General features: G+C 64.3%; 10 protein-coding genes. 5 read left to right on the top strand and 5 right to left on the bottom strand.

Going from position 1 to position 13,946, the window contains the following annotated elements; genetic code table 11:
• On the bottom strand, nucleotides 1–6,153 hold a 6,153-nt coding region (locus L981_RS33475; RefSeq protein ID WP_082006193.1), incomplete at its 3' end, for a kinesin.
• A 537-nt stretch (nucleotides 6,154–6,690) separates the two neighbouring features.
• On the opposite strand from L981_RS33475, the gene L981_RS28510 reads away from it, so the two are divergent.
• Together L981_RS28510 and L981_RS28505 are read left to right on the top strand one after the other, a co-directional pair.
• The gene (locus tag L981_RS28510) at nucleotides 6,691–7,059 is read left to right on the top strand and encodes an Hpt domain-containing protein (RefSeq protein ID WP_043624557.1); all 369 of its coding nucleotides are present in this window, start codon (nucleotides 6,691–6,693) and stop codon (nucleotides 7,057–7,059) included.
• A 243-nt stretch (nucleotides 7,060–7,302) separates the two neighbouring features.
• Complete coding sequence (locus tag L981_RS28505) at nucleotides 7,303–7,623, top strand: 2Fe-2S iron-sulfur cluster-binding protein (protein ID WP_043624554.1); 321 nt, start codon at nucleotides 7,303–7,305, stop codon at nucleotides 7,621–7,623.
• Nucleotides 7,624–8,059: 436 nt separating this feature from the next.
• Here L981_RS28505 and L981_RS28500 read toward each other — a convergent pair whose 3' ends face one another.
• Entirely contained in the window at nucleotides 8,060–8,689 is a 630-nt protein-coding gene (locus L981_RS28500) for a DUF922 domain-containing Zn-dependent protease (protein ID WP_043624550.1), read from the bottom strand.
• 107 nt (nucleotides 8,690–8,796) lie between these two features.
• Here L981_RS28500 and folP point away from each other — a divergent pair, with 107 nt between their 5' ends.
• From folP to folK, 3 genes are all read left to right on the top strand, one after another.
• Nucleotides 8,797–9,648: a dihydropteroate synthase gene (gene folP / locus L981_RS28495; RefSeq protein WP_043624547.1), complete on the top strand. Its 852-nt coding sequence runs from the start codon at nucleotides 8,797–8,799 to the stop codon at nucleotides 9,646–9,648.
• 114 nt (nucleotides 9,649–9,762) lie between these two features.
• Nucleotides 9,763–10,131, top strand: coding sequence for a dihydroneopterin aldolase (gene folB, locus L981_RS28490; protein WP_034794609.1), 369 nt, complete (start codon nucleotides 9,763–9,765; stop codon nucleotides 10,129–10,131).
• Nucleotides 10,121–10,645 (top strand): 2-amino-4-hydroxy-6-hydroxymethyldihydropteridine diphosphokinase, encoded by a 525-nt coding sequence (folK, locus tag L981_RS28485; protein WP_043624544.1) that lies wholly within the window; start codon nucleotides 10,121–10,123, stop codon nucleotides 10,643–10,645. Before folB ends, folK begins: the two co-directional genes overlap by 11 nt.
• 79 nt (nucleotides 10,646–10,724) lie before the next feature.
• Here the strand turns inward: folK and L981_RS28480 are convergent, their stop codons facing one another.
• From L981_RS28480 to L981_RS28470, 3 genes are all read right to left on the bottom strand, one after another.
• Nucleotides 10,725–11,276, bottom strand: coding sequence for a hypothetical protein (locus L981_RS28480; protein WP_043624541.1), 552 nt, complete (start codon nucleotides 11,274–11,276; stop codon nucleotides 10,725–10,727).
• A 262-nt stretch (nucleotides 11,277–11,538) separates the two neighbouring features.
• Nucleotides 11,539–12,624: a YcjF family protein gene (locus L981_RS28475; RefSeq protein ID WP_043624537.1), complete on the bottom strand. Its 1,086-nt coding sequence runs from the start codon at nucleotides 12,622–12,624 to the stop codon at nucleotides 11,539–11,541.
• Nucleotides 12,621–13,946 (bottom strand): YcjX family protein (locus L981_RS28470; RefSeq protein ID WP_043624535.1); only part of this gene is annotated, 1,326 nt, incomplete at its 5' end. The genes L981_RS28475 and L981_RS28470, both read right to left, overlap by 4 nt.

Below are 13,946 nucleotides of genomic sequence, written 5' to 3'. Positions count from 1 at the left end.
GGGCTGTTCGATGCCGAGGCTGCCGCGAAGCGCAGGTGCCGGCTCCTGACGGCGCGGCTGCTCGACGGCGGGCTGCTGCGCTACGGTCTGCTGAACCACCGGCTGCTGGGCCACTGGCTGGGGTTGCGGCTGTGCGACCGGTTGCGGCTGCGGGGCTGCCTGCTGCTGTACCGGACGGGCGACCGGAGCGGCGGCCGGCTGCTGGCGCAGCGGCTGGGCCACTTCGAGCTGCGTCGAGGACTTGCCGATGATATCCGACAGTTCCTGCAGCGCCTTGATCTGCTCGCTGACGGCGCGGCGCATGACGGCCGCGTTTTCCTTGGCTTCTTCCGGTAGGTCGAAGGCGCCGCGCTTCAGCTCTTCGCGGGTCATGTCGAGTTCCTTGCGGATCTCGCCGGCAGAGCGACGGATTTCGTCGGTCGCACCGCTGAAGCGGCCGATCGCCTCGTCGATCGCGACGCGAACGGCGTCACGCAACTGGCCTGCGACGCCATCGGACTTCTTGCCGCTCTCGGCAAGCATGCGCTCGATGTCGGATACCGAGGCCGCAACGCTGCCGCGCAGACGCGAGGCGACTTCCTTGGAGCGTTCTTCGGCATTGGCGAAGGCGCCTTCGATCGAGGCACCGGCATCTTCGCCGACCTTGGCGATCGCCTGGCGAAGGGCTTCCGACGCGCCGAGCGCACGGCCTTCGACTGAAGTGAGCGTCTTGTTGACGTCGGCAAACGAGGTCTCGACGCCGGAGCGAAGCGTGTTTGCGATCTGGCGCGAACGCTCTTCGGCGCGGCTGAAGACCTGCTCGACCGAGGCGCCGGCTTCATCGCCGGCCTGGGCCAGCGTGTTGCGCATCGCTTCAGCAGCTTCGGCTGCCCGCTGTTCGGCGCTGGTCAGCAGACGACCGACATCGGAGAAGGACTGCTGGATGCCGCTTCGCAGGTTGCCGGCAACGAGGCCCGAGCGCTCTTCGGCGCGCTGGAAGGCGCCGTCGACGAAGCCCTCGAGCGCACGCATCGTGCGTTCGATCTCTTCCGAGCGCTGGACGAGGCCGACCGACAGGGTGCGAAGCGCATCCTGGCGTTCCTCGAGCGTGCTGACGAGGTTCGACTGGGCGGCGCCGAGCAGGTCGGAGGCTTGGCCGAGAACGCGCGAGTGGTCTTCGAACCGGCCGACAATGCCGCCGATCTGCGACAGGGTGGAGGCCGAGATATCGGAGAGCTTGTCGACCTTGCCTTCGATGAGGCGGGTGGAGGTCGACAGCATGTCGGAGGCCTGGCGGGTCGATTCCGACACGCGGGCGATCGTCGATTCCAGACGCTGGTCCATTTCGCCGAGGTTGTTGCTCGCCTGGTCGATGACCGTGGCGATGGCGGCGTTGTTGTTGGCGAGCTGGTCGATCAGGCCAAGCGCGGTCGACTGCAGACGGTTTTCGACCATCTTCATCGCCTTTGCCGTCTCTTCGGCGCGGTAGGAGATCGCGTTCAGCGTCTCACCCGTGCGCTCGGCAATGGCGTTGACCAGGGCGGCGTTTTCGGCGCGCAGACGGTCGGCGCTTTCCTGGGTCACGGCGGCGATGCGCTCGGCGGCCTCGCGGCCGGTCGCCGCATACTGGTCGATGACCGGGCGTGCCTGCTCGTCGATCAGGCGCGACAGCTCCATCGAGCGGCCGGCGAGCATCGAGTTGAGTTCGCGAGTGCGGTCGTCGAGCGTGTTGCGGATCGCCTCGCCACGGGCTTCCAGCGCCTTCTCCGTGTTGGTGAGGCCCTGGTGGATGTTGTCGGCGTGGTTGGCGATCTGGCTGTGCGTTGCGGCCAGCCGTGCGGTTGCGCTGTCGGCCGCATCGGCGATCGAACGGGCGAGTTCGGCATGACGCGCTGCGGTGGCTGCCGCCTTCTGCTCGATCGAGTTGGCAAGCTCGGCATGGCGTGCGGCCGTGGAGGCTGCCGTCTGATCGATCGTATTGGCGAAATCCGCCTGGCGCGCGGCAAGTGCTGAGGCGAAATCTTCGCCGGCCTTCGACAGCAACCCGGCCGAGCGGACGGCTTCCGCGTCGATTTCCTGGGCCGCATCGCTGATGGCGCCGCGCAGGCTGTTCACAAGGCCAGCGGCCTTGTCTTCCATGCGCAGCGTTTCCGCATCGAGCTCTTGGGCGACGTCGCCAACGGCACTGCGCAGCGTGTTGACGAGGCCGGCAGCCTTGTCTTCCATGCGCAGCGTTTCTGCGTCGAGTTCCTGCGCGACATCGCCAACGGCGCTGCGGAGCGTGTTTGCGAGACCGGCTGCCTTGTCTTCCAGGCGTACGGCTTCGGCATCGAAGTCCTCAGCCACGCCGCCGACGGCGCTGCGCAGATTGGCGACGATGTCGGACGTCTTGCCTTCCAGGCGGTTGGCTTCGGCGTCGATATCCTGCGTTGCCTCGTGAACGGCGCCGCGCAGGCTGGTGACCAGAACGGCCGCCTTGCCCTCGATCGTGCGGTTGACGTTCTCCAGGCCGATGTTGAGGGCGCGATCCATGGTGCCGAGGCGTTCGGCAATGCGCTCCGCACCGGACTCGATGGCGCCGGTGATCCGGGTTGCCGCCATTTCGCTCATGCGGTCGATGTCGCCAGCGCGGTCGCCGAGGCTGTCGGCGATACGTTGTCCGGCGCCGTCGACGATCTGGTTGACGCTGCCGACGCTGTCGCGAACCCGGTCTTCGAGCGAGCTGAGGCTGACTTCCAGGCGCAGGCCGGTATCGTCGACCAGGGTGTTGACGTCGTTGACGCTGCCGCGAATGCGGTCCTGAAGGGCGCCGAGGCTGTTTTCGATCAGTACACCGGTCTCGCCGACGACGGCGTTGACGCCGCTGACGCTGCCACGGATACGGTCTTCAAGCGCACTGAGGCCACCTTCGACGCGGGCCGCCGCATCATCGACGACGGAGCCGACATTGGTGACGCTGCCGCGAATGCGGTTTTCCAGCGCGCCGAGATTGCTCTCGATCCGCGCGCCGGTGTCGTCGACCACGGCGCCGACATTGCCGACGGTGCCACGAATGCGGTCTTCGAGCACGCCGACGCGGGTCTCGAGATGCATGCCGGTTTCGTCGACGATCGAGCTGATGTTGCCGGCGCTCTCGCGCATGCGCTCTTCGAGGGCGCCGAGGCTGGTTTCGACGCGCATGCCGGTGTCGTCGAGGCGGTCGTTGAGGCCGTTGATCGACAGATCGACGCGGTTGGTGAGGCTGTCGGCCGCCAGGCTGATCTGGTTGGCGGTTTCGGCCAGGCGCTCGGCAATATGGCCGGTGGTCGAACGCATGCGGCTGTCGAGTGCTTCGCCGCTGCGGTCGATGGCTCCGGCGAGTGCCGCCTGGCGTTCTTCGAGCGACATTTCCAGCATGCTGGCGCTGGTGGCAAGCGTCGTGGCGATCGAGGTCGACTGATCGGCAAGCATGCCTTCGAGCTGGTCGCGGCCCTGGCCGACGGCGAGGTTGATGGCGTTGATGCGGTCGTCGAGCGTGGCGCGGATCTGCTCGTGCGTGGACGAGAGCGTATCGCGCAGGTGCTCGGCGCGGCCGCTCAGCGTCTCCTCGATTTCCGCTGCCTTGCCGGCGAGCGAGGCGGTCGCTTCGGTGGTGCGTGCCGTGAGGGCGTCGGCGATGTGCGCGCTGGTCTCGGTCAGCGTGTCGGAGATCTTGCTGACACGGCCGCTCAGATCCTCGGCAATGCGGGCGCTCGTCTGGGTGAGCGTGTCAGAGATCAGGCTGACGCGGCCGCCGAGGTTTTCGGCGATCGTGTTGACGCTCTCGGAGAGCTTCTGCTCGATGTCGCCGACGCGGTCGGTCATGGTTTCGGCGACAGCTGTTGCCCGGAAGGTCAGGCTGTCGGCCACGTCTTCGGCGTGACGGCTCAGCGTGTTGGCCATCTCGTTGGCGCGCGACGACATCGTCGACGTGATCGCGGCGGCGCGCTCGGCGAGGACGCCGTCAAGCGCCGTCGTCTGGTTGGTGAGCGCGTCGGAGATCGCTTCGCCGCGTTCGGAAAGAACGCGCTCCAGCCGGTCGGCCGTGCCGCTGACGGCGGTATCGATCGAATCCGCGCCCATGGAGAGGATCGTCGAAAGGGCGAGGGTGCGTTCCGACAGGGTGTTGTCGAGGCGGTGCTGGCTGGCAGCAATCGCGCTGGTGATCTCGTCGGTCGAGCCGTGCAGAGTCTGCTCGATGCGGGCGTGCGCGGCGTGCAGGCCGTCGACGAAGGCGGCCGTGCGGCTGTCCAGACCTTCGGTCAGGCGCTGTTCGCTCGTCGTCAGTGCGCTCGAGAGCGCGTCGGCACGCTGGCCGAAGCCGTTTTCGATGCGGTCCTGGGCCTGGGTGAGGGCACCCATTAGGCCGCTGGTCTTTTCGGAGAGCACGCTGTCGATGCGGGTGTGTGCATCGCCGATCATGTTGCCGAGTTCCGTGGTGCGGCTGGCAATCGTCTCTTCGATGAAGTCCTGGGTGGCGCCGAGCGTGGTCGCAAGCGTCAGAGACTGGTCGGAAAGGGCCGAGCCGATCTTCTCGATGCTGCTGTCGAGCGCGCCGCCGATCGCTTCCGAGCCGCCGGAAACAGTCTCGTTGATGCGGTGCAGGCTTTCCATGAGCTTGGTGTCGAGCAGGCTCGCACGCTTGTCGAAGGCGGAGGCAAACTCGTGGAAGCGCTCGTCGAAGGCGGTGGCGAGCTGGCCGACGGTCGTCTGCAGCTTTTCTTCGAAGAAGCCGCCGCGCAGGTCGAGGTCCATGATCGCGTCGTCGGCGCTGGAGCGCAGGCTCTGGCGGAAGCTCGCGCCCTTTTCGTCGAGCGTGGCGTTGAGCGAGGCGAGTACGTGGTCGAGGCCGCCGGTGATGGCGTGCTGGCCGACGCTCAGGCTTTCGTTGAGGTCGCGGGTGCGGGCGATCAGCGTTTCGTTGAGCTGGCGGGCGCGTTCGTTGAGCGCCGCATTCAGCTTCTCGGTGCTGGCGTCAAGCGAGGAGGCGCGCGTTTCGAACTGGCTGAGCAGATCTTCGCCGCGCTTCGTCAGCGTGTCGCTGAGCTGGTCAAGCCGGGTGTCGAATTCGGTGCTGAGGCCGAGGCCGGCAGCCGTGAGGCCCGAAAGCAGCGCATCGGTGCGGGTCGTCAGCATGCTGCCGATCGACTGCAGGGCGGTGTCGGACTTCTCGCTGAGGGCGGCCGCACGGGTATCGATCAGCGAGGCAAAGGCTTCGCCGGAGATCGCGATGCGCGAAGCAATGTCTTCGCTCGCCTGTTCCAGGTCATCCTTCAGCTTGCCATGGGCACCGGAGATCGCCGAACGGATACGCTCGGAATGGCCGATGATCGCTTCGCGCTCAAGGCCGAGCTCCTGCACCAGGGTGCGCACGCGCAGTTCGTTTTCGCTGTAGCTGCGTTCAAGCGCGTTGACCTCGGAATGAACAAGCGTTTCGAGCTCGGTGGCGCGGGCGATCGTGCGTTCGATGCCCTCGTTCATCGCCGAGACTTCGCGGCGGACGGCCTGGCCGACGGTCATGACGCGATCGGCGGCAGCGGTTTCCGGCTCGGCAAGGCGCAGGGCGACTTCGGCCATCGAACGCGCGGCGTTGCGCAGTTCCTGCGCGCGGGCGATCATGATGGCAAAGGAGAAGAAGAGCATGATCGGCAGAACGATACCGATCGCAACGCCGACGGCGCCAGGCGTGGCCGAGAGGTCGCTCAGCGAACGGATCTGCCAGATCTGCGGCCCGTAAAGAAGGTTGGCGACGCCAAGGCCGGCAACCGCCCAGATGACGGACACCAGCGCGGCAACGCGGATCGCGGCGCGATTGGAGCGCACGTCGAGCGCGCGCAGCATCGCAGCCGGCGAACGGCGACCATCGTCGTTGGCGGCAGAAAGGGACGGGGACTTGGGCGCAGGTTCCGGAGCGAGCGTCTTGGCCGCTTCTGCAGCACGTGCCCCGCGGGACTGTTCCGGCTGAGGCCGTGCATTCTTATTCTGATCGGGCGTTGCCGCCTGATTGGTGGGCTGAGACACATTTTCCTCCGGATCATCCAAGGAAGTCTTGTCATTCGGGCTCGATGCAAGCTCGTCGAAATCAATCTTCAGGGCAGCTTCCAGAGCCTGGAACGCCTTTTCGTCGATCGACTCATTGCTCTTTTTCGTCGCCATAGGGATACGCCTCATTACCTTTTGCCCAGAACTGAAAGCGCCTCTGGCCCGTTGTCGGGCAGGGTCTCTTCCTCATGGGCGGTGACGGCAAGATACGCGCATCAGATCTACGCAATACCCTACTGATCACCCACTGCATTGCCTCGACGGATAGTCGCATTTGTGGCCGAATGGGACCACGCGTCGAGCTTATCCACCGGAACGGTTGCCATTTTCGTACGCGGGTCCGTTCCTAAGCGTATCGTAGTGACACATTAGCTGGGTTCTTACAATTAACAGCGCTTGGGGTTGACTAAAATCCTAATGAAATCTTAATGCGATGCGGACTTAAAAGCCGGAAAAGATAAGGAAATCAGAGAGTTTAACGGACATTAACCATTTTCCCAAATTACTGCCTATATTGCGCCCGGATTTGAGCCAATAGGTGCCGGAGCCCGCCGAAGATGGAAGTCGGAACCGTGCGGGAAGCGGCACCGCTCGCGATGAAGCGATGCCGGAAACAGGCCAACATCAAACAAACAATAGGGAAATTGGCTCATGGCGGCCCTCAGGATTGCCTTTGAAGCCCCGGATAGTCCGGGAAACTCTTCTGCGTCAGGCAAAAAGCCGATCGACTTTGCGCACCTCGCCGTGCAGACGATGGGTGACAAGGCGCTCGAAATCGAAGTGCTGCAACTCTTTGCGCGCCAGGCGCGCCAGGTCTTGAAGGAAATTGTAGAGGGCGAGGGCACGCCCCGCGCCCAGGCAGCCCACCGGCTGAAGGGCGCAGCCCTGGCCGTGGGTGCCGTCGACGTTGCAAGCGTTGCCGGCGCGATCGAGCACAATCCGGCCGAAGCCCCGCTCTGCGACCAGCTTGCAGCGGCCGTGCTCGAAGCCGAACTCTTCATTCTGAAGCTCTGCCGTTAGCGGCTCCCGGGCGGACTGGGGCCACCCGGCCCCTGTCCTCCGCCCGATGGCCGCGCCTCGCTTCGAGGCCTCGCGCCGGCGGCATTTGCCACCGGCGCGCTCTGCGGCGATGGCACGCAATGACGGCCGTTGTTGACTGGCCGGCCGATTTGTTGGAAGAACTTTCCCTGAATTTGCGCCCGCGGCGTTCCTTCTCAACAGGCCTGCGCCCGGCCAATCCACCAGTTCATTCCGGAAAGAGACATGACAAAACTTAACATCGTTGCCTTTGATGGCGCGCGCCATGAACTTGATGTCGAAAACGGCTCGACGGTCATGGAAAACGCCGTTCGCAATTCGGTTCCCGGCATCGAAGCCGAATGCGGCGGAGCCTGCGCCTGTGCGACCTGTCATGTCTATGTCGACGATGCCTGGGCCCAGGTCGTCGGCGCTCCGGAAGCGATGGAAGAAGACATGCTGGACTTCGCCTACGACGTCCGCCCGACGTCGCGGCTTTCCTGTCAGATCAAGATGAGCGATGCGCTTGATGGTCTTGTCGTGCACGTGCCGGAGCGCCAGGCCTAAGGCCTGCGTTTCACGCCCCGTCTTTCAGACCTCCGCACAAAAAAAGCGCCTCGCCGGTCGTTGGACAAGCGAGGCGAGGAGGGCGCATCGCATACAGATGAGGGAGGGAACATCTGCTGCACCAAGACACGCCAGGAGAACCCGTTCCGGCTCCGCTGTTCGATTTCTTCTTTTTCTTTTCAAGTGAACAACGTTGCGCAAGTCAAAGTAAAGGCAACATCTAAGCTTTTCGCGCCGCAATCGCGTCGCGCATAACCTATTCAATTTGTGGGGCTAGTCTTTGTCCCGGCCCCTCTCTCCATGGTTTGAATATAGATGAGTCGCCGGCCGGCAGCCATCGTTATATTTCACCAATAAAATACTGTGGGTATTGCCGCTGAAATGGCCCGAGCCGCGACTATAGTCAGGCTCTTCTTCGGGGTTCCGGCTTTGCTATCTACTGTTGCGCTTTCTTCAGCGTTTCCAGCCTGTATTGCAGAAGACGGATCATGCGCTTGTCGAAGTTCGCGGCTTCGGTGCGGTCGAAGCGGGCCTGATCCTTGTCATGCGCCTCGATCGCGGTCGCGCTGGCGCGGGCAACGCTTTCCTGCATCTCTTCGCACGTGTCCTGCGGCTTCAGTGCCAGGAACATCTTTTCCATCCGCCGGGCGTGATTGCGGGCGATTTCGGCGTGGCGCTCCTCGTGGCGCTTGATGTCGCTCGACAGCGTGTCCCACACGAGGGCGAGGTCACGTCCGGCCTGGCGGCGGTATTTCCATTTGGGCAGAATGATGCGCGTGTTGAGCGTGACGCGGGCCGAGCCGACGGCGCAGCGTCCGTTGCGGCTGACATAGGTGATCGAGCCACCGAACTTGATGCGGGTGGCGCCGGGATGCCGGGCGCCGGTCGATTTCATCATCGGGCCGCTCGCCGAGAGTGCCTTGTCCAGTTCTTCCGCAGTCCGGCCGCCGATCGAAAAATAGGAGAAGCTCTTGTTCACCACGGTTTCGCCCGAGGCCGTACCAAACGGGGCGGCAACCAGGAGAGCAAGAAGGGCGACTTTGAACGGGACGCGTACTCGGGACATCAATGCGTGGTTCTCTTCGGTTGAACTTCAATCAAGCTTGGGGCATAGCCAGCGCCGGCGCAACAGCAAAACGATGGCTCCCGGCCGTATGCGGATGGTGAGGGAAAATGACTTACAATCCATTTCAGAAATTTAGCTGGAAGCTGGCGCACGGACGCAGCCTCGAACTGGGGCCGCGTGGCGTTTTGATGGCGATCGTCAATGTTACCCCGGATTCTTTTTCCGATGGCGGCCGTTTCATCGATGCCGTTGCGGCGGTGGCACAAGGAGTGCGCTGCCTGGAGGAGGGCGCCTTGATCCTCGATATCGGCGGCGAATCCACGCGGCCCGATGCGGCGGCCGTCAGCGCCGAGGAGGAACAGGCGCGGATCCTGCCGGTGATCGCAGCGCTCGCCCGCGATACCGATGCGCTGATTTCCGTCGACACTTACAGAGCCTCGACCGCCCAGCTTGCGGTCGACGCGGGCGCGCATATCGTCAACGACGTGCACGGCCTTCAGCGCGAACCCGACATTGCCACGGTCGCCGCCAGGACCGGCGCCGGCATCTGCATCATGCATACCGGCCGCGGCCGTGAAAAACTCGCAGACGTGATCGCCGACCAGTTTGAGTTTCTCGACCGGTCGCTCGATATCGCGGCTGCGGCCGGCCTGGAGCGGGATCGCATTATCCTCGATCCGGGCTTCGGTTTTGCCAAGGACACGGACGAGAACCTGGAACTGATGGCGCGCTTCGCAGAACTGCACCGTTTCGAACTGCCGTTCCTGGTCGGAACCTCGCGCAAGCGCTTCGTCGGTGCGGTCAGCGGCCGCGAGGCAGCCGATCGCGACATGGCGACGGCCGCGACGACGGCGCTTTTGCGCGTTGCCGGCGCCGCGATTTTCCGCATACACGATGTCGCAAACAGCAAGGATGCACTGGCAATGGCGGATGCTATGCTGCACGCCAGAGCGAGGTGAGCCTTACTCGCCCGTATTCCGCCTGAACCTGTGACTACCAATCACGCGCATGACTGCGGAACGGCTCGACCGCGCAATCATCGCGATCCAAGAAAGCCGATGGGACTGAGAAGCATGAGCGCGACCTATATCATCACCCTCAAGAACTGCGCCTTCTTCGCGCGCCACGGCGTCTTCGACGAGGAGGAGCTTCTCGGTCAGCGCTTCTTCGTCGACGCCGAGCTTGAAGTCGAGCAGGGAACGGCGCTGGTCGACGACTCGATCGAAGACACCGTGCATTACGGCATCGCCTTCCAGGAAATCGAGCGCATCGTCACCGGCCGCCGCCGCTATCTGATCGAGGCTCTGGCGCTGGAAGTGGCCAAGACGCTCTGCGTGCGTTTCCCGCAGATCAAGCGTGCCAAGGTTTCGATCCGTAAGCCGAATGCGCCGGTTCCAGGCGTGCTCGATTATGTCGAAGTGACGGTCGAGCATGTCGTCTGAGGTGACTTGGCGGGCTGCAACGCTCGGGCTTGGCGGAAATCTCGGCGACCCGCGCAAGGCGATGGCCGAAGCGCTTCGGTTGCTCGATGCCCGCGACGACTGCGTGGTCGAGGCGGTCTCGCGACTTTACCGCACGCCACCCTGGGGCAAGACGGACCAGGCCTGGTTCTACAATGCCTGCGCCAAGGTCGAGACGACGCTCGCGCCCGAAGCCCTGCTTGACGCCTGCCTTGAAATCGAACGGTCGATGAAGCGGGTGCGCGACGAGCGCTGGGGGCCGCGCACGCTCGACATCGATGTACTGACCTTCCAAGGTGTGGCGCAGGCAGGCGGGCGGCTGGAGCTGCCGCATCCAAGGATGACCGAGCGCGGCTTCGTGCTGATGCCGCTTGCCGACTTTGCCGCCGACATGGCCGTTGGCGGCCGATCGGTCGGCGATTGGCTGCAGCAGGCTGACGTCGCCGGCATCGAGATTGCCGATGATCACATGGGCTGGTGGCGCGCAGGCGCCTGAACAGGACCGCAACACAATCCACAAACGACAAAGCCCCGGTCTATGCCGGGGCTTTGTCGTTTGATCGGGCGTTTGACGTTTACTTGATCGAGCCGACGGCGATTGCGTCGATCTGGCGATTGAGGCTGACGCCGATGACCGGCACCATCGTCTCTTCGACCTTGACCGAAATTGTGATGTTCATCGTCTGGTCGTCCTGCAGGCGGGCGATCATGGCACCATTCAGCTTCTTGCGGTTGATGCCGACGACGACCTTGTCCTTGGCGACGTTGCCGGAAATGATATCCAGGCCCTTGCCCTCGGCGCCATCGAGGAACTTGCCGGTGTAGGTGTTTCCCTTCTGGGTGATCAGCGCCGACATCGGCTGCTTGAATACGCCGACGCGGCAGAAGCCGTCGAGCTTGATGCCGGTCTCATCGCCCGCAACCGGCTCGCCGGAGAGGTCGCAAGTGAACTTGGTGCCCTTGTACTTGCCGGCGACAATCTCGCCCGGGCCTTTCCACTGGCCGGCGACCTTCTCGAAGAAGACCTTGTCCTTGGCGCCGGAGAAAGCCGGTGTCGCAAGGCCGACGGTGGCTGCCAGCGCAAAAGCGGCAGCGCCGCGAGCGATCAAAGAAGGGCGCGAGAACATAAACGATCCTTGATGAGTCAACGTCCGAAACTGGATGCCACATTTGCGCGCAAATGGTTAATGGACGGTTTCTGTCTGGCGGATATCGGGGCTGATCGCGGCCGGAAAACCAGTTGTTCACAGGCTTTCGCGGCCTGGTCATTGCCTGCCTTAGCATGCGCTTGCAATCGAACAGCTGTCGGCACTGCGCGAAGCAGGATCGCGACCGGGAGAGCCCGGTTGCGATTCGCTTGCAAACGTTCAGCCTATTGTCAGAGCGAGCTTACTTCTCGCCGTTGTCGCCGAGAACGCGCCCGGCGCCGGGGCTGAGGTCGGAGAGAAAGTCACCGATACCCGGACGTTTCAACGCCCGAAACGGCATGGGACGGCAGAGATCCATGGCGGCGATGCCGATGCGTGCCGTCATCAGGCCGTTGATGACGCCTTCGCCAAGGCGCGCCGAGAGCTTCGAGGCCAGCCCGTGGCCGAGCACCTGCTGGATGAGACTGTCGCCAGCCGCGATCGAACCGGTGACGGCCAGATGGGCGATGACGTCGCGCATCAGCCGCAACAGGCCGAGCGTGCCGGGGCGGCCGCCGTAGAGTTCGGCCATGGCGCGGATCAGGCGGGCGGACTCGTAAAGGACATAACCGAGGTCGACGAGCGCCCGCGGGCTGACCGCCGTGACGATCGACACGCGCTTGGAGGCCGCGAGAATAAGGCGCCGCGCCTCGCGGTCGAGCGGGCTCAGCAATTCCCGCTCGGTGAGTTCGATCACGTGCGGACCGTCGATGATCTCGCCTTCGCTCTCCTTCAATCGTGTGCGCCCGCGCGCCGTTCGCGGATTGCCGGCCAGCAGGTGCACGAGCTTCGCCTGCGCTGCACGCGCCGGTTTCGCAATGGCCGAAGCTGCGGCCGCCTCCGTTTCCGCTTTCAGCTTCTGGATCGCCGTGAGCTGCATCAGCCCTGAAAGCTCGCGGCCAACAACGATCAGCAGCGCCAGCAGCCCGATCGCGACGACGGCAAGCGCGGAGTAGCCGAGCCAATCGGCGCGTGCGAAGAGATCGCGCAGCAGGCGATCGACCCAGAGGCCTGCCGCAAGCGAGAGGATGATACCGAGCGCGCCGGTTGCGATCTTGCCGACCGAGAGCCGGCGTTTGCGAGGACTTGCTTCGGGCAAGGCGAGGGCTTCGACCGCAAGCGTGGTCTCGCGGAACGGGTCTTCCGCATCGGGGGTCAGCACGACGTTGTCGTCGAAGCTCGCAGGCGCGCGCCGCGTGCGCATCTGTGGCGCTGCCTCGGCGGGCCTGTCTTCGCCAACTGAAAAGGCGCCGGGACGGCGGCTGCGGCCGTTGCTGTCGTCGCTCATGCGAGCCGGTCTCCGAACAGGAATTGCATGGCCCGGTCGAGGCGGATATGCGGCACCGACAGTTTCAAGCCGCCGCCGGTTTCCTCAAGATGTGGCGGGCGGAAGCGAACGAAGCTGAGTTCCGGCAGCGGATGAGCGCTTTCGATATAGGTCGTCGTGCCGGACCGGGTCTCCATCGTCTTGAAAAGAACTTCAGGATCTTCCGGCAAGTCACCGGGAAATATAGCAGTTTTCTTTTCGCCGTCGAATATTTCGCCGTTGATCTTCTCGCCAGCGATCGGGGTGCCGACGATGACCGGCAGGGCATGGCCATCGTGGTTGACGGTCGCTTCTCGGGTGGCCCTGACCGATGCGAGCGCCATGACCTCGAGGCCGGCACCGCTCAATCCGATGCTTTCGGCAGCGCGGTCGACGAGGCGCGCAGCGATGCGCTCCAGCCGGTCGTGGCTTTCGTGATGCAGGTGATCCGCCTTGGTTGCGGCGATCAGCACCTTGTCGATCCGACGCGTCAGCAGGGAGGAGAGCCAGCTGTTGGTCCCCGGACGGAAGCACGCAAGCACGTCCGCCAACGCTTGCTCGAGATCGAGCAGCGCCTCGGGGCCGTTGTTGATCGCCTGTAGCGCATCGATCAGCACGATCTGGCGGTCGAGGCGCGCGAAATGCTCGCGAAAGAACGGGCTGACGACATGTTTCTTATAGGCTTCGTAGCGCCGCTCCATCATCGCCCAGAGCGAACCCTTCGGCGCGCGGCCCTCGGGCAGGTCCGGAAGCGGCGAGAAAGTGAGCGCCGGCGAACCTTCGAGGTCGCCCGGCATCAGGAAACGTCCGGGCGGCAGGGTCGAGGGCGAGCGTTCGTCCGCCTTGCAGGCTCTGAGATAGCCGGTGAAGCTCTCGGCGAGCCGACGGGCGCTGGCCTCGTCGGCGGTCGCCGTGGATCCGGCCGACGCGGCGAGCGTCAACCACTCCGCCGACAGCTTCGCGCGACCAGGTGCACGGGCGCGCGCCACGGAATTGTTGCTGAACGCGCGGAAGTCCTGCGCGAGCAGGGGCAGGTCGAGCAGCCATTCGCCGGGATAGTCGACGATGTCGAGCGACAGCCGGCCTGGCGAAAACAGCCGGTTCCAGCCGCTGGCGCTTTCATATTCAAGCGTGATGCGCAGTTGCGAGATGGCGCGCGTGGAGTCCGGCCAGATACGGTCGCGCACGAGGGCGGCGATATGGTCTTCATACTGGAAGCGCGGCACGGCATCGTCGGGCTGCGGCTCGAGCCTGACCTTGGAGACACGGCCCGAACGCACCGGCTCGAACACCGGCAGGCGCCC

Origin of the sequence: Ensifer sp. ZNC0028 (assembly GCF_000799055.1) — a bacterium.
In the GTDB taxonomy this organism is placed as follows: Bacteria; Pseudomonadota; Alphaproteobacteria; order Rhizobiales; family Rhizobiaceae; genus Ensifer.
This window is presented reverse-complemented; position numbering and strand designations above follow the sequence as displayed.

Excerpts from the sequence above, each read along its gene's own strand:
- L981_RS28510 (WP_043624557.1), top strand. The coding sequence starts at position 6,691 with ATGGCGGCCCTCAGGATTGCCTTTGAAGCCCCGGATAGTCCGGGAAAC.
- L981_RS28505 (WP_043624554.1), top strand. The coding sequence starts at position 7,303 with ATGACAAAACTTAACATCGTTGCCTTTGATGGCGCGCGCCATGAACTT.
- L981_RS28500 (WP_043624550.1), bottom strand. The coding sequence starts at position 8,689 with ATGTCCCGAGTACGCGTCCCGTTCAAAGTCGCCCTTCTTGCTCTCCTG.
- folP (WP_043624547.1), top strand. The coding sequence starts at position 8,797 with ATGACTTACAATCCATTTCAGAAATTTAGCTGGAAGCTGGCGCACGGA.
- folB (WP_034794609.1), top strand. The coding sequence starts at position 9,763 with ATGAGCGCGACCTATATCATCACCCTCAAGAACTGCGCCTTCTTCGCG.
- folK (WP_043624544.1), top strand. The coding sequence starts at position 10,121 with ATGTCGTCTGAGGTGACTTGGCGGGCTGCAACGCTCGGGCTTGGCGGA.
- L981_RS28480 (WP_043624541.1), bottom strand. The coding sequence starts at position 11,276 with ATGTTCTCGCGCCCTTCTTTGATCGCTCGCGGCGCTGCCGCTTTTGCG.
- L981_RS28475 (WP_043624537.1), bottom strand. The coding sequence starts at position 12,624 with ATGAGCGACGACAGCAACGGCCGCAGCCGCCGTCCCGGCGCCTTTTCA.